The 22887-nt window shown below is 42.6% G+C and carries 15 protein-coding genes and 1 tRNA gene; 4 read left to right on the forward strand and 12 right to left on the reverse strand.

Going from position 1 to position 22887, the window contains the following annotated elements; all coding sequences use genetic code 11:
* Positions 1-84 precede the first annotated feature (84 nt).
* Positions 85-1014, reverse strand: coding sequence for a D-alanine--D-alanine ligase (locus PHP87_RS01400; RefSeq protein ID WP_299917609.1), 930 nt, complete (start codon positions 1012-1014; stop codon positions 85-87).
* 408 nt (positions 1015-1422) lie between these two features.
* On the opposite strand from PHP87_RS01400, the gene PHP87_RS01405 reads away from it, so the two are divergent.
* Positions 1423-1498, forward strand: a tRNA-Trp gene (locus tag PHP87_RS01405).
* Positions 1499-1672: 174 nt separating this feature from the next.
* Here PHP87_RS01405 and PHP87_RS01410 read toward each other — a convergent pair.
* Complete coding sequence (locus PHP87_RS01410) at positions 1673-2611, reverse strand: mechanosensitive ion channel family protein (RefSeq protein WP_299917612.1); 939 nt, start codon at positions 2609-2611, stop codon at positions 1673-1675.
* A gap of 275 nt (positions 2612-2886) precedes the next feature.
* On the opposite strand from PHP87_RS01410, the gene PHP87_RS01415 reads away from it, so the two are divergent.
* Positions 2887-3159: a hypothetical protein gene (locus PHP87_RS01415; RefSeq protein ID WP_299917614.1), complete on the forward strand. Its 273-nt coding sequence runs from the start codon at positions 2887-2889 to the stop codon at positions 3157-3159.
* 188 nt (positions 3160-3347) lie between these two features.
* On the opposite strand, the gene fusA is transcribed toward PHP87_RS01415, so the two are convergent.
* The 4 genes from fusA to PHP87_RS01435 all read right to left on the reverse strand — a co-directional run bounded on the left by fusA (position 3348) and on the right by PHP87_RS01435 (position 7259).
* Positions 3348-5396, reverse strand: a complete 2049-nt coding sequence (fusA, locus tag PHP87_RS01420; RefSeq protein ID WP_299917616.1) for an elongation factor G — start codon at positions 5394-5396, stop codon at positions 3348-3350.
* 328 nt (positions 5397-5724) lie between these two features.
* The gene (surE, locus tag PHP87_RS01425; protein ID WP_299917619.1) at positions 5725-6519 is read right to left on the reverse strand and encodes a 5'/3'-nucleotidase SurE; all 795 of its coding nucleotides are present in this window, start codon (positions 6517-6519) and stop codon (positions 5725-5727) included.
* On the reverse strand, positions 6516-7061 hold the full coding sequence (gene lepB / locus PHP87_RS01430) for a signal peptidase I (RefSeq protein ID WP_299917623.1): 546 nt from the start codon (positions 7059-7061) through the stop codon (positions 6516-6518). The genes surE and lepB overlap by 4 nt, the downstream gene beginning before the upstream one ends.
* An 18-nt stretch (positions 7062-7079) precedes the next feature.
* Positions 7080-7259: a YpmA family protein gene (locus PHP87_RS01435; RefSeq protein ID WP_299917626.1), complete on the reverse strand. Its 180-nt coding sequence runs from the start codon at positions 7257-7259 to the stop codon at positions 7080-7082.
* Between the two features lie 936 nt (positions 7260-8195).
* Between PHP87_RS01435 and PHP87_RS01440 the strand changes: the two genes are divergently transcribed.
* A complete protein-coding gene (locus tag PHP87_RS01440) occupies positions 8196-9548 on the forward strand; it encodes an acetyl-CoA hydrolase/transferase C-terminal domain-containing protein (RefSeq protein WP_299917629.1) in 1353 nt (450 codons plus the stop codon).
* Positions 9549-9732: 184 nt separating this feature from the next.
* Here PHP87_RS01440 and PHP87_RS01445 read toward each other — a convergent pair whose 3' ends face one another.
* The 5 genes from PHP87_RS01445 to addB form a co-directional block, all read right to left on the reverse strand.
* Complete coding sequence (locus PHP87_RS01445) at positions 9733-13440, reverse strand: UvrD-helicase domain-containing protein (RefSeq protein ID WP_299917632.1); 3708 nt, start codon at positions 13438-13440, stop codon at positions 9733-9735.
* A gap of 10 nt (positions 13441-13450) precedes the next feature.
* Positions 13451-14578 (reverse strand): alpha/beta fold hydrolase, encoded by a 1128-nt coding sequence (locus PHP87_RS01450; RefSeq protein WP_299917635.1) that lies wholly within the window; start codon positions 14576-14578, stop codon positions 13451-13453.
* A gap of 226 nt (positions 14579-14804) precedes the next feature.
* A complete protein-coding gene (locus tag PHP87_RS01455; RefSeq protein ID WP_299917664.1) occupies positions 14805-16571 on the reverse strand; it encodes a long-chain-acyl-CoA synthetase in 1767 nt (588 codons plus the stop codon).
* A gap of 90 nt (positions 16572-16661) precedes the next feature.
* The gene (locus PHP87_RS01460; protein ID WP_299917637.1) at positions 16662-17957 is read right to left on the reverse strand and encodes a hypothetical protein; all 1296 of its coding nucleotides are present in this window, start codon (positions 17955-17957) and stop codon (positions 16662-16664) included.
* 95 nt (positions 17958-18052) lie between these two features.
* Positions 18053-21427 carry a helicase-exonuclease AddAB subunit AddB gene (gene addB / locus PHP87_RS01465; RefSeq protein WP_299917638.1) on the reverse strand — a complete coding sequence of 1125 codons (3375 nt, stop codon included), beginning with the start codon at positions 21425-21427 and terminating at the stop codon, positions 18053-18055.
* Positions 21428-21820: 393 nt separating this feature from the next.
* Here addB and PHP87_RS01470 point away from each other — a divergent pair, with 393 nt between their 5' ends.
* Entirely contained in the window at positions 21821-22063 is a 243-nt protein-coding gene (locus PHP87_RS01470; RefSeq protein ID WP_299917639.1) for a hypothetical protein, read from the forward strand.
* A gap of 225 nt (positions 22064-22288) precedes the next feature.
* On the opposite strand, the gene PHP87_RS01475 is transcribed toward PHP87_RS01470, so the two are convergent.
* A complete protein-coding gene (locus PHP87_RS01475; protein ID WP_299917641.1) occupies positions 22289-22732 on the reverse strand; it encodes a DMT family transporter in 444 nt (147 codons plus the stop codon).
* Positions 22733-22887: the final 155 nt, after the last annotated feature.

The raw sequence follows: 22887 nt of genomic DNA on the forward strand, positions 1-22887 counted from the left end.
TGCCCAAAACAAAGCTGGTCATGACTTGCATCAAGACCAGCTTATATCTTCAGCCAGTTTGCGATTTTACTCCTAAAGAAAACTTTAATTCTCCAAAGCCATTTTAACAAAAAGCTCAAGTAATTCTGGAAAACTGATACCTGCTGCCCTGGCTGCATCAGGAACCAGGCTGGTGCCAGTCATTCCTGGAAGCGTATTAATTTCTAATATATATGGATTACCTTCCCGGTCAAGTATCAAATCAACCCTTGCATAACCTCTGCACCCCACCGCCTCATAGGCTTTACGGCTTATTTCCTCCACCTTTTCTCTTTCCTGTTCACTGATTCTGGCGGGTATTATATGATCCGACATTCCCGGCATATACTTGGATTCATAATCGTAGTATTCGTTCCTGGGTACTATCTCAATTACTGGCAATACGTTAAGACGCTCTTTACCCAATACCGTTACAGTAAGCTCAGCCCCGGCAATGAATTTTTCCACCAGGATTTCTTCATCCAGGGAAAAAGCCATTTCTAAAGCCAGCAAAATATCATTGGCCTCCCTAACAATCGATGTACCCACGCTAGAACCCTGAGTAACCGGTTTAACTACCAGAGGTAGACCAAAGTTTTCCACTAGCAAGGCAGGGTCAAATAAATCCTTTTTGAACTGTCTCTTTTTCATAACCAGAAAATCAGCATTGGGCAAACCTTCAAAGCCCAAGAGTTTCTTGGTCATTACTTTGTTCATACAAACAGCACTGGCCAAAACCCCAGACCCCGTGTAAGGTATTCCCAGAAGTTCAAGGTAACCTTGAACGGTACCATCTTCCCCATTTCTACCGTGCAGAGTTATAAAAACCACATCTGGAGAAATTTCCTTTATCCGATGCATAGTCTCAGGGGTAAAGTCTAAAGCTTCCACTTCATATCCCGCTTCTCTTAGACCCTCATAAACAGCTTTTCCGCTTCTTAAGGAAACCTCCCGTTCCTCAGAAGTACCTCCCATCAGCACCAGTACTCTTTTCACTCTTTCACCCCTTAATATTTTAAAGGTTATTGTTGTCGCTGCAACTGCAAAAAAATCATAAATATTATTTTGCTTGTATAAGTATTCTAACCCCCCATGCCCTGAGGACACAAGCACCGAAAATGGGGGCATTGAAGACTAATATTATTCTATGCAGAAATCCAATAAGTTTACAACTAAAGTGTCTGGCAGCGTTCTATTATTAAGCTATTATATTATAGACATACGCTGTTCAGAATAAAAGACTTGCACAAGTAGCAAAAACCAAAATTTTGTGTCAAGGGGATGGGGGTAAAACAGAATTAAATAACAAAATGAGACCACAAAAAGGATGTTCCGAATATCTTCAGAGCTATTGAATCGTTTCGTAGTTTGTGGTAAAATAATTTTGCTAAAGAAACAGTATACAGGGGAGTAGCTCAATTGGCAGAGCATCGGTCTCCAAAACCGAGGGCTGGGGGTTCGATTCCTCTCTCCCCTGCCATAAAGAATATTGATACCGCGTAGCTTTACGCGGTTTCTGTTTTTCTGGCTGCCCCTATGAAAAGCTTTTAGGATACACACCTCTATTAACCCTGTTCTCTTTCTTATCGCCGATATACTAGTGATCTTTTGCATTAGTTTCATCAGTAGACTTATATTAACAATTCCCTAGATACTATGACTTAATGTTTCCTGCATCTGCAAAATAAAGGCTACGGCTGGGGAAGGAGATTTCCACCCCCTCCTCCTCTAAAATTCCTATTATCCTTAAGTTAATATCCTGTCTTATTGTCAGGTGCTCAGCCCAGTCGGTGGTATTGGTAAAGAAGTATATCATAATATCAAAACTACTTTCAGCAAAAAATTCGAAATTCACTAATATAGTTTCGGAATGGACACCCGAGTGTTCAATAAGCATTTGTTTAATGTGTGCGATAGTGCTTTCTATGGCGTCTTTAGGTGTTTTGCGGTTCATGTTTAAATAAAAGCTTATCCTACGTTTACCCCTGCGGCTATAGTTGGTAATAGCTTGAGCAGCCAGGGTGGAGTTGGGAACAGTTACCAGGGATTGATCAAATTTTCTAATTTTGGTACTACGAAAAGATATATCCTCAACTGTCCCTTCGACCCCTGGGGTTTCAATCCAATCATCAATGAGGAATGGTTTTTCCATAACTATAACCATACCCGCAAAAAAATTAGCCAACATATCTTTGGCCGCCAAAGCCAGGGCCAGACCCCCCAGCCCTAAACCAGCAATAAAACCGTTGACATCAAAACCCAATTCCCCAGCAATGATAATTATGACCAGGGCAATAATAAGAAAATGCAAGGTCTTGGATATTAATGGTATTAGAATGCTGTCAATATTCCATCTTTCCTGGGCTTTTTGAGAAAAGAGAGTCGTGCTGGCGGATAGGCGGTAAAAAGCCCAACCAACAATGGCAACCAGGCTGGAACGAAAAAGCTTTAAGAGTAATTGCTCTTGAGAAATGTTGGTAGATAGAATATCCAGTGCCATATAGAGTCCAAAAACAATTATTAGAAGCTGCAATGGTTTCCCCAAAGCAATAATGATTATTTCATCCCAGTTGCTCTGGCTTTTATAGCACAAGCGAAGGATCCAGGAGAGAACTTTTCGGTAAAATAATTTTCCTAGAAGCCAGAAAAAAATAAACACAAAAATTGCTATTAATATTTGTTTTATTACTGGTTGTGAAATCAAAGGAAGCAATGGGCTCATTAATCCATTAATCAAGTTCGACATAATCTCACTTAGAACCGTTTTAATAAGCATTTTCCCGGAAAACGGTTCAAATCTACTCCTTTCATGTATTAAGCTGCTCCGATTAGTAAATAATCCAAGAAAGAAAACTGGAGGCAGAAGCTTTGAATGAACATAAAATATTTTTCAGCTTGTTACTGCTGGCTTGCATTATTCTGCACTTTTCATTTTGGGCTCTCTTTATAAGTCATAATACATTCTATTTTGCAGCTATTTTCCTGGCTCTGGCTGCAGTTATTTTTATTGTCTATATTTTATATGAAATGCACCAAAAACAAAAGCCCGCCTGCTCCAAAGACTATTATTTCTATTTCATAGACCGGCAAAACTATCTTGACGAAAGCTTACTTTTCCCCTTTAGGGTAAAGCAACGCTAAGGGACGCATGGATTCAACACCCGTTTAAGGCTAGCATAGCAGGCGAAAGGGAGGCGGGCAATAAGAATTCGCGTGAGCAGCTTCATCCTTACCCTGCGGACACTACTGAGGTAGCCGAGTGAGTATATTTACTTTTTTAAGGTATATAGAAAACAGGGGACCTTTAAGGTCCCCTGTTTGAATAGCTGCTATTTTTCCTTTTCTTCTTTTTCCTGTTTGGCTTTTTCTATAATTTTTTCAGCGTTTTGGCCTGGCACTTCTTCGTAGTTGGAAAACTCCATTTTAAACTTGCCGCGCCCCTGGGTCATAGACTTCAAATCAATAGTATAACGCGCCATTTCTGCCAGGGGAACCTGAGCCTTAATAAGCTGTTTCTTCCCTGCCGGTTCCATTCCCTGTACTCTTCCCCGCCGGCTGTTTAAATCCCCAATTATATCACCCATATATGCTTCGGGAACCTCTATCTGCACATTCATAATCGGCTCCAGCAAAACCGGTTTGGCAGATTCTATACCTTTTCTAAATGCTAATCGAGCTGCCATTTTAAAGGCCATTTCGGAAGAGTCCACAGAGTGATAGGAACCATCAAATAAGGTAGCCTTGATATTGGTTACCGGATAGCCTGCCAGCACCCCTTCTTCCAAGGCTTCAATCAGTCCTTTTTCCACCGCTGGAAAATACTGGCGCGGTACCGAACCTCCAAAAACATTCTCGGCAAACTCAAAATCTCCCTCGTAATGGGGTTCGAATTTTACGAATACATGACCGTATTGCCCATGCCCACCACTCTGTTTTTTATGTTTACCTTCAGCCTCTACCGTAGCCTTAATGGTTTCCCGATAGGGAATCCTCATTTCCCGGCTGATAACATCCACACCAAATTTGCGAGACAACTTGTCCAAAACAATATCCACATGAGTATCACCCATGGCCCTCAAAATTGTTTGCCGGGTTTCAACATTCTTTTCTACTCGGATAGTGGGATCTTCCTCAAGAAGCCTCTGCAAAGCTCCGCTCAACTTATCCTCATCGCCTTTGCTCCGAGGCTCAATGGCCATACCCAGCGTAGGCTCGGGAAACTCAATAGGATCCATAATTACTGCTTGGGCTTTGACCGTGAGCGTGTCTCCAGTTGAAGTAACCGAGAGTTTGGCCACCGCTGCGATATCACCAGCATGTATCTCCGGAACCGAAGCCTGTTCTTTGCCGGTCATTATCAATAGCTGGGTAATTTTTTCGTCCTTTTCCTTGTTGGCATTATATACTACGGAATCAGCTTTTAAATGGCCGGTAAACAAACGAAACATGGTCAGCCTTCCTATATAGGGATCAGCAATAGTCTTAAACACTTGAGCCACGATGGCTTCATTTTCCACATCTTTACCAGCTACCAGAGGATTGCTCTCCGGAGCAGGTCCACAGTTCACTATAAAATCCATCAAGGGGCTGATACCAATATTGTTTAATGCTGATCCACAGAAGACAAAAACCGACAAGCCGTTGACTGCTGCTTCTTTAATCCCTTCCATAATCTCCTCGTCATTAAGCTCTTCTCCCTCCAGATACTTGCTCAGCAAGTCATCATTGGCCTCAGCAGCAGCTTCAATCAGGGCTTCTTTAAAGCTCTCTGCCTCATCCATCATATCAGCGGGAATTTCTTCTTCGCTGATTTTCCCGTTCCCAGATTCAAATACTAGAGCCTTCATTTTTAAAAGGTCAATTATCCCTTTGAAGTTCTCCGCAGTTCCAATAGGTATTTGTACCGGAACAATATTATCAGCAAATCTGTTTTTCATATCATCCAGCACTTTGTAGAAATCAGCATTTTCACGATCCATTTTATTTATGAAGGCGATCTTGGGAACCGCAGGATAGTCTTCCCAAACGACTTCTGTTTGCACTTCCACACCGGCAGTGGCAGAGAGTAGTACCAGCATGGAATCTGCTACCCGCATAGTACCGGTCACTTCAAAGTAGAAGTCACTGTAACCGGGAGTATCCAGAATATTTATTTTATGATCCCTGTATTCACAAGGCACCAAAGCTGTGCTAATGGTTATTTTCTTTTTAATTTCCTCGGGATAAAAATCCGCTACAGTGTTGCCGTCATCAACCTTGCCCAGTCTCTTGGTAGCCCCTGTATTATAAATCATTGCTTCTGCCAGCGAAGTTTTTCCGGTTCCTCCGTGACCTACTAAAGCAATATTGCGGATTTTACTACTAGGGTAAACCTTCATCAAACAACCTCCTCGTTTATTAAAAGTCAACTGTAAAAATGGTACTATACTTTAATAAAACTATCAAAGCTTTTTACTAAAATACTAGCTTTTCTTAAGCACATAGAAAATCCAATACAGGAGCAGAGCGGCCAGCAAAAAAATAAGTAGCTGATAAAGCATAAATCCCTTGAAAACATCCACTATAAGAGTAAATACCACTCCTAAGGCCAATGGGAAGAGAATTAGTTGGCTCACGGGTTTATCAGGATAAGCTGGGTTTTCCCTCTTCTTTTTAATATAAGAAAGGTTAAGTGCTATAAAGAATATGGCCGTGTTCAAAATTAAACTAAAGAATATCATTTGCTTCTCCCAGTAAATGCGAGAACTGGCTGAATGATTTCCTGTACTGCTCAACCAAGCGGTAATCAGTCAAATCAAAATGTATGGGAGTTATACTTATATAGGACTGTTGTACTGCATTTACATCGCTGTCCTCTTCCTGCGGTTCCTCCAGCACCCCTCCACCCATCCAGAAATAGGTGTTGCCTCGCGGATCCCGCCTTTCTTCAAAGAGGTTTTCATAATTTCTCACCCCCAGACGGGTGATCCTGATACCTTTAATTTCCTTGGGACATAGCGCTGGAATATTTATATTCAACAAGGTCTTTTTCTCCATGCCATTTTTAAAAAGAATTTGAATCACCTTGCGGGTAAAATTGGCCGCAAAAGAAAAATCCATATCTGCTGCAAAGGAATTCAAAGATATAGCAATTGAAGGTGAGCCCATGATTACTCCTTCAACGGCAGCAGACACCGTCCCCGAATACAATACATCAGTTCCCAGGTTGGGTCCATGATTAATTCCGGAGACGACCAGATCAATCTTATCCCCTACTAACTTGCTGCTGGCCAGTTTGACGCAATCAACCGGAGTACCGCCGATTACCCAACTGGCCTTTACTCCTGCCAGCTTGGCCTTAACTACTTTAATCGGTTCAAAGACGGTAATGGAATGCCCGGTTCCACTTCTTTCGCGGTCAGGAGCAGCAACAAAGATTTCCGCTATGGAACCCAGCTCTCCAATCAAAGCCTGAATTCCCCGAGCATGAACTCCATCATCATTGGTTAGTAGAATCCTCATTCAAAAGAAACCTCCCGTTCCAGGAGTGTAAAATGATTCAAAGGCCAGTAGATCATAAAAGCCTTGCCCTTAATCCGATCTCGGGTTAACCAGGTGTTCCACATATGGCTGTCAAAGCTATAATTACGATTATCACCCAGAACCAGCAGACTATCCTCGGGAACCACCACCGGCCCAAATTGATAGTTTATTTCCTCGGCCAGGTAGGGCTCAGACAGAGGTTTATCATTAACAAACACTCGGCCTTCTTTCATCTGTACCTTATCCCCGGGCAGTCCAATTACCCGCTTGATAAAATACTTGCTGGAATTCAATTCTTCGGGGGGATCAAAAATTACTATGTCCCCTCTTACCGGTTCCTTAAAATGATAAATGAACTTGTTGACCATGACCCGGTCATCAACCTGCAGGGTTTGCAGCATGGAACCAGAGGGTATTTCTCTTCCTTCTATAATGAAAGCCCTGAGGATCAAAGATAAAATAAAAGCGATAACTATAATACTTATGGTTTCCTTAATAAAGTCACGTAGTTCTTTACTCAATTACAATTCACCTCAAAGCTATTCAAATTCATAAATACTGATGGTCATCTGCTCTTTTTCCTTGTCTTTGCTTAAACCAAACATTATTTTTTTGCCTTTAAGGCTTTTGTTTAGAAAATCTACAATCCGAACCATTTCGAGGTTGCTTGAAAAAGCTTTAGAGGCAATGAGGTCAAGTTTACCGTTATCCTGCTGCAAAAGCCCATCTCCTTCCCTGTATATTGTATTTTAGTCTTTTTATATATGCAAGTTATATATGCAAGCTTCCCTTTTCGCCTGCATCTATTAATTTCTGATAAATAGGCCCATGATGTTATTGTCTTTTAAGAGTATCAGTTCCCCTAATGTACTGATAAATCCTCTTTCCTCTTTTCTCTTTCCTTCTCACCGCCGAAGTTATTCAAGTAAATCAGAATTCTCAAGGATAATTTTTTTCCTTTTGGGAATTGTTGTGATATAATTCACTCCATATTAGTAAGTTTTTTAAAGGACTTTTAAGCATTATGGCGAATTCTTTTCCCAAAATGATTATTCATTGTCCACTTCAGTAGACCTTTATAGTATTGACTCCACTGCAAAAACCTTTTTTGTTGCATAAGGGCTGCATGAATATACAAAACGCTGGCGAAGGTGAAAGCGGGAGCTCGAAGACCGCCCTTACAATGCTTTGCAGTCGCTATTAAGGTTGTTGCGCCTGATTCGGAACGACCCGGGGGCCGTTCCCTACATACCCTGCGGTCGCTATTATGGGTGCACCCTGTCGCGCACTTCTGATGCTCCCTTCGGTCGCTATTATGGGTGCTGAGCGGTATATTTATGCACACTAATGCATATTTATTACTTTTTGCAGTGACATCAGTATTTAAATAAATTCTGAATTTATTGACTTTTCAATTAGCTAATAGCATGGCATAATTAATAGTATGTTACTAAACACAGTGTTTTACAAGCATTCGAGAATTCTCCTACATCCAAACTCTCTTCAGGATCTTTTACTTCAATATCTTGCAAGTACTTATAAAGGAGGTGGTACCAACTATATTCTTTTTCCAAGTTGAATAGTGGAATAATCTAAAGTTGCTTGGATACTTAAAAAGAGAAATTTAAAAAGAGAAAATTAAGGGGGTTTTTTTAGTGGGAAAGACATATACAGATCTGTATAAAGAGAAACTGCGTACTGCGGATGAAGCAGTCAAGGTCGTAAAATCAGGCGATTGGGTGGAATACGGTGAGTTCATGATGCAGGCCAAGGATTTAGACGCAGCCCTGGCCCGGCGCAAAGATGAGCTCAAAGATGTAAAAGTCAGAGTAGTAACTGCAACCTTTATGCCCGAAATAGTAAAATGTGACCCGGAAAGAGATCATTTCATTTATAATGACTGGCACTTTTCCGGTGGTTCCCGTCAGCTGGCTATGAAGGATCTCTGTAACTACATTCCCCTGACCTATCATGAAGCCGGCAAATTTGTGGAAGATTTTGCCGATATTGATGTGGCCTTTATTCCGGTAGCTCCCATGGACAAACATGGCTTTTTTAACCTGGGTACCTCTAATTCCATATCTTCTTATGTTATTAATAAAGCTAAAATAAAAATTGCCGAAGTAAACACCTCCATCCCAGTATGCTATGGTGGACTTAGAGAAGCAGTTCATATTTCTGACATCGACTATATAGTCGAAAGCCAGACCAACCCCAAGCTTTTGAGCCTGCCCGAACTGCCGGTCACCGATGTAGACCGCAAAATCGCCTCTCTGGTTATGGAAGAGATGGAGGACGGTTCCTGCATACAACTGGGGATCGGGGCTATGCCCAATACCGTTGGAGCGATGATCGCCCAGTCCGATTTGAAGGATCTGGGAGTGCACACCGAGATGCTGGTGGACGCCTATGTTGACATGTATGATGCCGGCAGAGTAAACAACAAACGCAAGAGCATTGACAAGGGGAAAATGGTCTACACCTTTGCCATGGGCAGCGAAAAGCTTTATAACTTTATGGATCGCAACACTGCCTGTGCCAGCTACCCGGTAGGATATACCAATAACCCTTGGGTAATCGGGCAAAACGATAAGGTAGTGGGAATAAACAACGCCCTGGAAGTAGATCTCTTTGGCCAGGTAGCCTCTGAATCCGCAGGTTGGAGACACATTTCCGGTACTGGCGGACAATTCGATTTCATTCTTGGTTCTTACAAATCAAATGGGGGCAAAGGCTTTATCTGCTTGAGCTCAACCGCCACCCTTAAGGACGGCAGTCGGGTTTCCCGCATCAGACCTACCCTGAGTCCTGGGACTATAGTCACTGTTCCCCGTTCCTGTGTCTACCTGGTAACCACCGAGTATGGCACCGTTAACCTGAAAGCAAGAAGCACCTGGGAAAGGGCGGAAGCTCTAATAAACATTGCCCATCCCGACTTCAGGGATGAACTGGTGAAGGAAGCCCAGATGATGCGTATCTGGACCAAGACCTGCAAGATCGGCCAGTAATATAGCTTTTATCATATAGCTTTTATCAATTTTAAAAGCAGGTGTCCTTGGCGACACCTGCTTTTTTTGTCTTCCTTATAAAAAAATCGAATAATGTACCCCCATAAAGCCCGGCGGGTATCCTAAAACATAAGGGCTACAAAAAAGTATAAGCAGCAGCTTGGCCAGAATGGATCGACCTGGTCTAGATTCTAATTTCGCGATCCAGGTCAAAAAAGTAGATATAGGACTCCTTAACCCTGCTGCCGGTGATTCTCTCCAGGGCTTTCTTGTATAACTCGATTTGAAGCCGATAAGGGTCCAGCATTTCATCCTTACTTTTATGGTGAACAATATCGGTTTTAAAATCGAGGAGGACAATATCTTCTCCTTCATAAAAATAAAGATCAATAATTCCTTGAATCAGGAGTTTTTCCTGGCAGATTTCCGCAGAAGTAAAAATATCGTTGGCTGGAGCCAACAGATTAAAAGGAGCTTCGCGAAAAAAGCGATTTGATTTCAACAACCTTTGCCCCAGACTTGATTGGAAGAACTGCCATATTTTCTTCACTTCCAACAGCGTCAGCTGGGACGGAGTCAGGAGTTCCCTTTCCACCATCTCCCCAAGCTGCTCTTCAAGGTTGACCGGCAGCTCAACTCTTCCATAATCAAGATTCTGCATTACCAGATGAACAATGCTGCCTTTCTCCGCCGCGCTAAACCGTTGTTCCGGTCCCTCTCTCCGGCTTAGAAAAACAGGAGCCCGGGTTAGAAAAGTAGCTGCTGCTGTTTCCTCCAAAACGCCGGCACTAATTTGGCTAATCTGGCTTACTGATAGTTTGGCAGGGATCTTTTCTGCCTCCCGATAAGGATATTTCCAGTTCAACCTATTTCTAATTTCTTCATTTTCTGCCGTAGGGTGTGGATATCCCCCTTGTTCTAATAAACTCTCCCATTCATGCTTTACTTCCTCTTTCCTTACTTCCTCAGCTGTTAACTGCAGAGGATTAATCAGCTTTACTCTCCACCGGGATTCATCAGCCCAAAGGATTTCTCTGTCCCAGTCCCCTCCTGCAGACTCACGCAGATATTGCCCTTCTTCCTCGTGACGCATAATTATGGGGATAAGCCAATCCAGAAAAGTCCTGGCGCGGGATTGGTTAAAGCTGTTTACCTCCTGACTCCATCTTCGCCATGCACTCTCCAACTTGCGGGTAGTCCCTACCATTATTAACTTTTCTTGGGGGCGGGTACAAGCCACATAGAGTATCCTCATTTCTTCAGCCAGATTTTCCAACTTTATCCTATTCTTAATGGCCAGCCTGGCAATGCTATCGCGATAGGTTCTAAGATGGGCATTGACATAGCGGGGACCTATTCCCAACTCCCGGTGCAACAAAACATTTTCGTTGCTATCCCTAATATTAAAAGCTCTTCCTAACCCGCCCAGAATAACCACCGGAAACTCCAATCCCTTGCTCTTGTGGATACTCATAAGGCGAACAACATTGTCGTTCTCCCCAATAATGCAGGCATTCCCCATATCACTCCCACTTGACTTGATCTTTTCTATATACTTTATGAAGCTGAACAGGCCTTTAAAAGAGCTTTTTTGAAACTCTCGCGCTCGGTGTAGCAGAATCCTGAGGTTGGCCTGGCGTTGCACCCCCCCGGGCATCGCCCCGGCATAGTAATAATAACCGGTATCCATAAAGAGCTTCCAGATAAATTCGTCCAGTGCCATGATACGGGACTCTAATTGCCACTCCCTTATCTGTTGTAAAAATAAGCTTAATCTATCCTTTAAACCATCATTATGCTCTGCCATATAACTTTCCATGGCTTCATAAAAAGAAAAGGATTGGTTTTTCCCCCGGGGAAAGCAGCTGGTTCTAATTTTTATAAAATCCCCAATACTAAATCCACCTATAGGAGAGCGCATCACACTCAGAAGAGCTATATCCTGTCTTTTGTTATCGATCAAGCGTAAAAGGTTTATAAACAAGTTCAACTCCAGAGTGTCAAAATACCCGGAACTGGCATCGGCATAAACCGGAATACCTTCTGCACTCAATTGTTCCATATATATCCCGGCAGAATTCCGGGTAGCTCGAAGTAATATTACAATATCCCGATATTCTGTTTTTCTAATAGCATCCAGTTGAGGGTCATAAATATCTTCCTCCAGAAGATGCCTAATCTTTTGTGCAATTAACAGGGCTTCCATTTCTGTATTATCCATTTCGATTATTCGCTCAATAAACTCATTTTCTGCTTCACCCGGGATTTGCAGCTCATCGGTCTCATTCTCCTCCAACTTCATAATAAGCTCCGGATTGTTTTCCAGGATATAGAGCTCCACTCTTTTAGATGAATCCTCTTCCTGCTTTTCCTCCTTGCGGGAGAGATCTATTACTTCGCATTTTAGCTCTTCTTGCTTAAACCCAGGGTAAAGATAGGATTTTTCATCGTAATCAATTTCCCCCAGTTCCCTGGACATTAGGTGGCGGAAAATGTAATTGATGGCGTTTAGTATTTCAGGATGACTACGAAAATTTTTGTTAAGATCTACCCTTCTGTTGACACTGCCTTCCTGCAGCGGGTAAGAATTCTGTTTCTCCAAAAACAATGAGGGATCGGCCAGTCGAAAGCGATAGATGCTTTGTTTGACATCCCCCACCATAAATAGATTATCCTCTCTTTTAAAATAATTAAGGATAGTCTCCTGTACCAGATTGCTATCCTGATATTCATCAACAAATATATAGCTGTAATACTCCCGGTATTCTCGCGCTACTGTTTCGTTGCTAAGTATCTGCAAAGCCAGATGCTCCAGGTCATTGAAATCAACTACGCCTTTCTCCCTTTTCTTTTCCCGGTAAATTCCCCCAAATGCTTCCAGTATCTCTCCCAGGTAGTTCATAATAGGGTGGACTTCGTTTAGATCCTGAAGGTATTCAGCGGGATCGCGCCCAAGTAAACTATGTATACCGGTAATTATTTTTTTGCCTTCTTCCCGGAGAGTTTTGACTTGACTCTTCAGGTTTTCATCCGCATCTCGGGAAACCCTCCCCAGTCGCTTAAAAGTATGCTGCTGCTGGCATGAATATAAGGCAGGCAGTCCCTGATCCAACGCCTCTAGCATAAGTTCCACCCATTGTTGGTCATTCTCAATGGCTTCCCCATATCCTTGAGGTCCACTGGCTTTTCCGCAAAGGTAGAGTGCGCGCTTCAGTATATCCTGAGCGGCATATAATTCTATCTTTATTTGCTGACTTAACTCTCTGGCCCATGGATTTTCAGCCCAGTTATCTTCACCCAGAGCCAGGTTGGCTATTTTCTCCCGCAACCATCTTAGCGGTTCGGGATGGCTCTGAATAAAGCTGTATAAGCGTAATATCAAGGCTTCAAGCGGCTTATCGTCTTTACTGCCGCCAAACGCTTCCACCAGCTCCAGAAAAGCATTATCTCCCTTTTCGTACTCCTGATCCAACAGCTCTTCCAGGGCTTCCATCTTAATCAATTCAGCCTCAGTGCTATCGGCTATTCTAAAATGTGGGTCAACATTAACCAGGTGAAAATGCTGGCGTACTACATCAGTGCAGAAGGCGTGAAGGGTACTGATTGATGAGCGATTAAGCAAATATAGTTGCCTCCTGAGATGCTCGTCTTCTCTTCCCTTCTCCATTTCCTTAAAAAGGGCAGCATTAATCCTTTCCCGCATCTCTCCGGCTGCTGCCTGGGTAAAAGTCACTATGAGCATGCGGTCGATATCAATTCGATCATTGATGACAAGTTGAATTATTCGCTCAACCAGAACCGTAGTTTTTCCCGAACCGGCTGCTGCCGCCACCAGGAGGTTACTGTTCCTGGCATCGATAGCTTCTTCCTGTTCTTTGGTCCAATTGGCCATATTCTCACCCCTAAATGGCCAGCTTAAGCACTTCGTTTACTGCGGTCCAGTCTTCCCGCAAAGATTCGGTACCCATCAAAGTCCCGATATGCCCTCCCTCAGTTAATATCTCAATTACATCTGCAGCCGGGGTAGAGATATAGTTCTTAAGAGCGAAGGCCTGCTCCGGAGGCGTAATATGGTCCCTTTTACCGGCCATTATGATTACCGGGCAGCTTATATTTCTTAAATTCACCAGGCAGCCATTGAGCTGGAAACTATCTGGTTTGGTAAGATTATTCTTTTTAAATATATTTTTCACTATTTCCAGGTAGAAACGCCCAGGGAGGTTTTGGGTATATTGATACCAGTTTTCAAAGTGGATAAAACGTTTAATTCCCTCTTCATTACCTTCTTTGATCATCTGCCAGAGACGGAAATACTTGCGCACATAATGTTCTTCGGGCTGCATGCTCTTAAATCCCTGTAAAATATATTTACCCTGCATTACTCCGCTGCCAGATTTAACCATAAAGCGGAAAACATCGATGGGCATCTTTTGGGCATAATCCACTATTGGTGAGGGTGTGGCATTAACATCTATCGGAGCTGCCGCTGATACCAACGTGGAAATCTTATCCGGAAAAAGAGAAGTATAAATACTGGCCTGCCACCCCCCCTGACATTGCCCCACCAGGTGAATCTTGTAAACCCCGGTTCTTTTTCTAACTTCTTCCACCGCTTCATCGGTCAACCTTATATAATCCTCTATTCCCAAGTCCTTGTACTCAGGAGTAGCAGATAGCCACTGGGTAACATAGACATCGTAGCCATAACGATGAAATACCCGAACCAGACTCTGGGCTGGGGAATAATCAGCCAGGTTGGAATGGTGCCCGGCTTGAGGCGGCAGAATTAAAACCGGCCTTTTAGCCGATCTCTCATGCTTGTTGGGGAAATGCCGCAAGCACAAGGTTTCATGTACTAGTATGATATTGTTGGGAGTAGACCAGGTAGTAAAAGGCTGTTCCAAATCTATAAGGATATCCATATATCTTTTAAGCTTGGGGTCAAATATAGAGACATATTCATTGCTCTGAAGAATTTTTAGGAAAACATTATAACGGCTGTAACTACCCGATTCATTCATCCAGTTCATTTTTTCCCTCCTGTTACAAATATTATGTCACTGCAAAATGTCATAAATATTAAGCATAATAGCTCCTCGGCACTCATCTTAACATGTCTACAAAAATTTAGCATACTATTTCAATGAGTCCCAGGGAGCATCAGTTGTTCCCCATAGCACTGCTAATAGGCAACAGCTGTTGGTTCGTCTAAAGCAGGATATAGATAGATATCCGTTGCCTGTTTGTCCCAGTAGCTTACAAACGAATCTTGCCGTTCATAATATCCTGATATTTTTGCAGGGTTAAGGGAAGATAGGCCTTTCGTTCCAGATCGAAATAATATAGAGGGTCTTTGACCACAGCTGGGTCGAAACCTTCTTCCTGGAGTTGCCGCCTTTTTTTCCTAAATAAATTTGCATCCACGAAGTCGCAAATCCGGATAAATACAGGGCGGGCATGGTCAGGCATTCTCCTATTGATATGATCCACCAGGCTTTTCCAATCCAAAGCTACATCTTCCATTAACTGCAGGGCGGCCATACCACAATTTCCCTCCATTCCCGGAATCTTCACCCCATAAACAAAGGCTTCTTCTATCCCGCCAAAAAACTTATTTAAAACATCCCCCACTTGATGAGCGGAAACCGTTTTACTCTTCCAACGGTAAGTATCACCCAGACGATCAGCAAAGGAAATATAACTGCCTTCATGAAGCTTAACCAAATCACCAGTGTTAAAATATTCGTCCCCTTTTCGCAAGACATCGCGAATAATTTTGGCTTCTCTCATCTCACTATCATTAACATAACCCAAAAACGGGTTGTTTTCATTTATTTCCGACAGGACAAGCCCAATCTCACCAGGCTTACAGATTACAGCCAGTCCTTTATCGTCCCGGATTATGCTTTCACTATCAAAATCATACTGTACCACTTCTCCCTGCCGCATACCCCTCAAGTCAAGATTGCCGCACATACCGGGGATTTCTTCCTCATTGATGAAGGTTCCTACTCCTTCGGAAGTACCATAGGCCTCGACAATCTTTTTAATCCCAAAACGCTGGTGCAGTCGATCCAAGAGATCACCACGGGTATTGACACCTACAATATATTCCAAGGGGTTATCCAAATCACCTGCTTTTTCAGGCTGATTGCAAATGAAGCGCAACATTTCCCCCACCGCCATAAAGTGCGTAACCTTATAACGGCAAATATCGGGCCAGAAATTGCTCAAGGAGAAGCGCGGTTTAATTACCATACTCGCTCCAGATGCCAGCATACTGGAAAAGCATATATTAAATCCCATATTGTAATAGAACGGAATTACTAAATAAATAATAGAGTCCTGATTCATATTGGTGAGCAGAGCAAACTGCTGTCCCATAAGCAGCCATCTTTTTTGTGCCAGTATCACTGCTTTGCGCAGTCCGCTGCTCCCGGCAGTTTCCATGTAGATTAGAAGATCTTCGCTGCTCGATCTTGCAGTGCTTTCAGGATTATGGGTAGGACAGTCGGATAGGAGTTGATTCAAATCCTCGACAGCAGGTGTCAGTGCAATATTTTGCTCCCCAGTTTCCACCAGGATGCGCCCTGGAGTTCTCAGCCGGATCATATTGGACACCGATTGATAGAGTTCCATGAATTCATGTCCAATGATAAGCGCTCGTGACTCACTGATATTGATGGCATGGGCCAGGCGTCCCCCGCGTATAACTGAATTTACCAGGTTTACCACCACACCCAATTTATTTAAACCACTGGCCGCCATCAAATATTCAGGTCGGTTATCCATCAGTAATGAAACCACATCACCCTTTTTAAATCCCTCTTGCTGAAAGAAATGGGCATAACGATTGGCCATCTGGTTAAACTGTTCGTAGCTGATATAGCGGTCAGCATATATCAAAGCGGTTTTTTCTCCTTGTCGGGTAGCCCAATTCTCTAATTGCAGGCCCAACGATAAAGTCTGGGGCTGTTTCAGGCTCTCGATTAATTTTAAATGCATAGCCTCAAAATTATCCATGTTCAATTATTATACTCCTTCCGTAAATAATCTATAATCAATCTCTAATTGCTACTCCCAGCATTTATGACCCAAAGCCCCAAGTTTCAATCAACTTTCTTTGAAAGCATTAATCTGGCTTTCCTTAATGGTCTGGTAGTAGTAAGTGAAGTTATCTTCATTTTTCCAATAATTTGCCATCATAAAATAGCTTAACAGGGCCAGATCCTTCTCTGTAGGGATATCGGGTTTAAAAAATGTGTAGAAATGATTTATGCATTCTTGCCAGGTACAATCCCCTTCCAAAAAATGAGGAAATTGGCGGCAAAACACTTCGCGATAGCACTCCAAGGAACTGGCCTTCAGCAGCTTCCAAACAGCTAGCAAGGCTACTTCATTTTTCATATCCGGCTTCTGTACCAGCAATTTATAAAACGGAAGGAAGGAATCTTCAAAAAATGTCTTAACTTCGGGAGACAGCTCGATATCTTCCTCATACGGGGCCAATATATTTACATAAGCGTTACTTCTTTTCTTCTCCATCAAATAATCCAAATCCCAATAGGTATCGGGGTTAAGCAAAACTGCATCCCCTTTTTCTTCTACAAATTTGCCGGCTAGCTTCTTCGCTTCCGGATCGCTTTTCAGAGCCTGGTATTGTTCTTCAATCCGTTGGTTAAAATCCTGCCAGAGTTGCTGTACTAATTTCATCTTGTTCTCCAGGTATTGGGCGTAATGTTCCGCAAAAAGCTTTTCTACCTGACCCGCCTGTACCTCATTACTCATGAAAGTGACAATTTCCAGGGAATCTCTCTTCAAGTCCGATACCCGGTGCACAGAAATCCAGCGTGAATAACCCAGAATATCCGTGGGTAAAACTACTGTGTGATAATAGTAGCCACTATCAAGTTCATCCAGATGCAGAATAAAATTCTTACCATTGTAGGAAATGAAATTCATTTCTTTCTGAGCCAAAATCAAAGTCCCATAATTATAGTTTCGGACATCTTTATTCCTGGTAAATTCAATCAGAGCCACATTTTTCAGTTCAGTCATCTCTTCGAATTCAGTTTTCCTCTTCCTTAATTCATTGGCCCCATCCTTGAAAAATTTGTACCTTATCAATACCCGGTAAGCATCCTCCCGGCTGATAATAACTGTCTCCGTTTGCTCGCCATCCGGAAAAGCAATATTGATATCCAGAATATCCTGATGCCCTTTTTCTCTCCGATCCAGCCGGAGCATAGTCAAATTTTCAAACTTATAGCTTATACCATCAAGTTTCGCTGCGGGTGCTCTAAGATATAGTTCATCAGTAAACAAATCAATAGAGACCTTGAACCCCTTAAATTTGTTATTAGAAATACCATTAAAACTTACTATTTTATCATGTTTTGCTGATTTCATCTCCATTCCCCCATCGAAAGATTAATAGCAAGATATTTCCACATCTAATATAAAACATTCTAACATAAGTGGTTTTCCTTGCCCATCTGCCACTCTTAATTGTCTTCCTTAAGCCGGGTCAATACTTCTTCCCGCGTCAAAGGCTTCAAGTATCTCCAGTTGTTGTCCGAAAAAAGCCGGTCAAACTGGCAGATAGATGGATAGGGACAATAGGCACAAGCCAACCTCCCCCGGGTATAAACCGGTTCTATCCTTAATTGCCCACTAATAATCTCCTGTCCAATCTTTTTCAGTAACTGCTCTACATGACGCATCATAGCAAAAAAGTCCTGACTGGGAAGCACCGAGGAGAAACGGTAAAACTCATCCTTTTGGTTTAATCCCAGCGGTAAGATCGTGGAGTAACCATTCACTTCCCGATCCATCTGACGGACAATTTTCGCATCAGCTATAACCAATCCTTTCATTTTTAGTTTTTTCGCAATCTCCTTTTCCACTACCTCCACAATTTTTTCTTCGCTGTTAATCATAGGGTCATCTATCTTAAAGTAGAAAACCCCGGCTGGGATGACTTGCTTCGATCCCACTTGCTCCTGGGCTGCCAGCACCGCCTTTAAATATAGCATTAATTGTAAGGTCAGCCCATGAAATACCTCCGATAGATGGAAATCCTGTTGACCTGACTTGTAGTCTAGGATTCTAACATAACAACTCTCATCTAATTCTAACAAATCTACGCGGTCTATTCTTCCTTCCAAAAATAATTTTTCTCCGTTTTCTAAGTCTATTTCAACAGCAGGAAGTACTCCTCCCCGGCCAAAGCTAATCTCATAATCCAAAGGCTTGAATTCACCTTGCTGTAAATGTTCTGTCAAGGTCCATACCGCGCGCCGGCTTATTCTCTTTAGTCGCTTAAGCAAATGCCGGTAGCGGGGATGACTGCTAAATATCCCATTGCCAAAGGATAATGCTATTTCATCCACTACGGTATCAATCAGAGAACAGCAATCCTCTTTTTGCAGTTCCAGCCAGGACTTATTGTCTTCGCGCAATTTATGGCTAAATGATAAAAGGCTGTCATGAAATAAAAGCCCCAGATCAGGACTCCTGAGTTCATAAGTCTTTCGTTCCTGGGGCTGCAGACCGTAGCGAACGAAATGGGCAAAGGGACAGCTTACAAATTGCTCCAACCTGGAAACACTGGAACGAAGGGGTGACCCAAAAAGACACCGGGATACTTCAGGTTGGATGGGTTCAGGTTGATTATTATGGAAGAGGCCCTGGATCAGTAGTTCTCTTGCTCCCTGCCAGCTTTCCTGCTCATAATACCATCTGTAAGCATCCCACCAGAACCCTTCTAGTTCTTTACCGTCCAAAGCTAAACGCAACTTTTCCACCAGATGTTTAAAGCTACTCTCCGGTGTAGCAATCATCTGCAACTGCCATTGCTGATTCTCGATTAAATTAGTCTTTAAGGATACGGAGGGGAAGAGTTTTCTGACCTGATCGATCAAGAGCGAAGGACGCAGTGCTTTCCCCTCTTCATCAGCCAGAGCATAGCTCAAGCGGATTCTCTCTGCTGGTTTAGCCAGAGCGCTGTAAATCAAAAAGCGCTCCTCTTCCCAGTTCATTTCTCGCTCATAGCCCAGATCCAATCCCTTTTCTTGCAGTGCTTCCTTTTCTGCTTCACTTAAAATTCCTTCTTCCCGCCCTAAAGAAGGCAGTATTCCGTCATTAACACCAATTACAAAAAGACATTTAATATCATGGCTCTTGGAACGTTGTATATCACCAAGCAGAACTTGATCCACAGTAGTGGGGATTATCTTAATTTCGAAAGACAAAAAGCCGGCCTCCAGTGTCCTTTTGAAATCTTTAAGATTTGCTTTTTGCTCGCCCATTATCTCCACCATTTGGTTTAATACTTCCATAGTGGCATTCCATAGCTGTGAGCTCTCACTTGCTTCTTCAAGAAAACCCCTTACCCTTAAATCATCAGTCCATTTTTCCAATTTATAGTATGTATTGGTATTTTCCAAGAACTCATAGACTGCCTGAGACAATTCCTTTATTGCTTTATTTCCCTTAACCTTCATAGCAAGGTCTTCCAGCGGTTTAATAAATAGGAGACGTTTCTGATTCAATTCCACAAGGTCCTCTGCTTCAGCGTGCTGGAACTCTTCCCTCCATTTTTCTCCTTTGATACCAAACTCCAAAGCATATTTTTCTAATAATTCCACTCCATCTTCATCCAAATCACTAAAACCGGTTTTCAGATAGGTAAAAACATCTTCATAGCGGTAACCCCGGCTGATTATTTCCAGTGCAGCCATAATCAACTCAATAATCGGGTGACTCATGATATCCCGTTTTCTGTCCATGAAACAGGGTATGCCATAATCGCGAAAAGTCCTTTTTATCAAGCTTCCATAGCGGTCCATATCATGACAGACCACAGCCATCTCTTTCCAACGATAGCCCTTACGCGCTAAAAGCAACAGTTCCGCTGCCAGGGCTTCCACTTCACTATCTATGCTGGAAGCTGCGAATATTTCCAGATTATGCAGCTTTTTATCGAAAATCTTTCCCGGGTATGCAAAAAGCTCTGCTTCCATGTGGTTGATTTCCGGACTTTTCAGGGTCTCAGCCTGCTGAGGATCAACGCAAATCAATTCTTCCTTCAAGCCATACTTTCGAGCCATTTCGCGGATTTGCCCATAGCTCTGCCCTGGCAGTCGGAATAAATCCAAGTCGGCTTTATCTCTATCCGGATCAAGAGTAAAGCAAATAGTGGTATCATGGGCCATTAGCATAATCTTTTCTATAATTCTGAGCGTCTGGGGGGCAAAGGTAGTAAAACCATCAATCCACACTCTTGCATTTTCAAGTAAGCTGTAGGCTTCCAATTTTTCTATTAGAAGATCCATATAGTCCTCACTATCAATATAGCGCCCTTCCATATACTGACTAAAGCGCTGATATATTAAGGCTATATCTTTTAGCTTTTTCTTAATAATTTGATCCATAGTTTCATCTAAACTAATATCCAACTGCAAATTCTCGGGACGGATATCGCGTTGTTTAAAGTCAGCCAATAGCTGGCTGAACTGCTGGACAAAACCCTCCTGACGAACTACTTTTTTATACAACCCCAGCTCCGGACTGCTTTCATCAATTATTCGTCTAAGCACCATAATTTTTCCCGGTTCATTGAGAAAAACCCGGGTTAAGCCTCCCACGCGGCTAAAGACATTCTGAGCCAGGCGAGTGAAGCTTAAAACCTCCAGACGCATAATACCTGGCAAGTTGAGTTGACTAATCACATCCCGTTCCGCTTGCAATGTATATTGGTCAGGAACCAGTAAAATCAAGGCCTGGTCTTTGTTTTTACACAAGGCCATCTCGATTTCCTGGTAAACTAAATGGCTTTTCCCTTTTCCTGCTCTCCCCAGTATGTATCTTACGGCCATCTACACACCTCTTTACTAAATCTCATATCTGGTGCTCCCCCGCAAAAGTAGTATTTGGGCACTAGCAAAAAGCAATTTGATAGATTAATCTGTGAAATCTCTGATAGTTATAATACCGTGCAATGAAGAAAAACGTAGAAATTTCTTTTATGAGAAACTTCCACGCTTTTAACATAAATCCTCTTTAATTAAGTCCATGATGTCACTGCAAAAAGTCATAAATACATACCAGCTGGGTATTTATCTGAATACCGGGTCGCAATTAAGGTGGTGGGGATGGGAGTTAAAAAAAGCAGGGATTATAGACTATAATAGGTTTAGCTTATTTATACAAATTAGAAATTCCCAAGAGATAAAATAATAATAGACAGCCTGTAAGCGGGGGGTGTTTTGGTGAATCCAGGGTTGTTGCTGCTACTCAGTGGTTTACTGTTAGTAGCGTTGGCTTATATTTCTTACAAGAGAGCTGAAAGCAGTCTGCTAAGCTTAAAGAGGGAGGATCTGGTCAGCTATTATCTGGAGCTGGCTCTTCGCCTTTTGCCGCTTCCTCTCTGGACTCTCCTGCTAGGTATTCTGCTAATACTGGCTGGAGTAGTAGTGCTATTGGTCAATCTCCCAAGGGGTCTTTTGTCTTAATACGAAAATAGATTATTTTAGACGCTGAAAGACGCTGGCTCTTCGGGCGCAGATAACGCTGAGATCAATCTGCGTAAATCAGCGTAAAGCCCCCTTCACCCTGCGGGCACTCCTGATGCTCCACCCTGCGGGTGTCACTGTTAATGTTGCAATCAAGAGTTTCCTGTCATACCTCCATTTTCATCGGTGGTTGTGCCCTCCGGACATGGGGGGTTAATATGGATTTTACTCCATAAGTAGTATCCTGGCTCCGGCCGCCAGTAAAGCAACGCCGAGAAGATCGAGGTAATGAAATTCATATTTCTTCATACCGAAAGCACCCAGGTTATCTATACACACTGCAGTTAATACCTGGGTTATTATTATGGCTGTCGTGGCATTACCTACCCCAATTTGGGGGATAGCTCGCACTAGAGTATAGATTATCAAAACATTAAGAAAACCACCCAGGAAAGCATACCAGGGAACGCTGTTTAGCTTGGCCAAATTGCTAAAACCGGTACTTAAGCCCAACATTATTAACAGAACGGTCAAGGTTCCTACCAGGTGTACTACCAGTGTTGATTCCCAGATGCCTACCACTTTGCCCAGAGCAGCATTAAAAGTTCCTTGCAGGGCCATGGCAGCTCCGGAAAGAGCCGCCAACGAAAGATAAAACCACTTTGCCAATTTCTTTATACTCCTTTGCTTTTCCCCTTATTATCCTTATGCATAGCTGTTTTTATTCTTGTATGGAGCAAGGAGCCGTTATATGAGTATCTTTGACTTCACTGCAAAAGACCCTTTTGCAGTAGAGTCAGTTATTACTTTTTGCAATAACATAA

It is taken from the genome of Syntrophomonas sp. (genome assembly GCF_028707975.1).
GTDB lineage: Bacteria > Bacillota > Syntrophomonadia > Syntrophomonadales > Syntrophomonadaceae > Syntrophomonas.

Excerpts from the sequence above, each read along its gene's own strand:
- fusA (WP_299917616.1), bottom strand. The coding sequence starts at position 5,396 with ATGAAGGTTTACCCTAGTAGTAAAATCCGCAATATTGCTTTAGTAGGT.
- surE (WP_299917619.1), bottom strand. The coding sequence starts at position 6,519 with ATGAGGATTCTACTAACCAATGATGATGGAGTTCATGCTCGGGGAATT.
- PHP87_RS01445 (WP_299917632.1), bottom strand. The coding sequence starts at position 13,440 with ATGGCCAATTGGACCAAAGAACAGGAAGAAGCTATCGATGCCAGGAAC.
- PHP87_RS01450 (WP_299917635.1), bottom strand. The coding sequence starts at position 14,578 with ATGAACTGGATGAATGAATCGGGTAGTTACAGCCGTTATAATGTTTTC.
- PHP87_RS01455 (WP_299917664.1), bottom strand. The coding sequence starts at position 16,571 with ATGGATAATTTTGAGGCTATGCATTTAAAATTAATCGAGAGCCTGAAA.
- PHP87_RS01460 (WP_299917637.1), bottom strand. The coding sequence starts at position 17,957 with ATGAAATCAGCAAAACATGATAAAATAGTAAGTTTTAATGGTATTTCT.
- addB (WP_299917638.1), bottom strand. The coding sequence starts at position 21,427 with ATGGCCGTAAGATACATACTGGGGAGAGCAGGAAAAGGGAAAAGCCAT.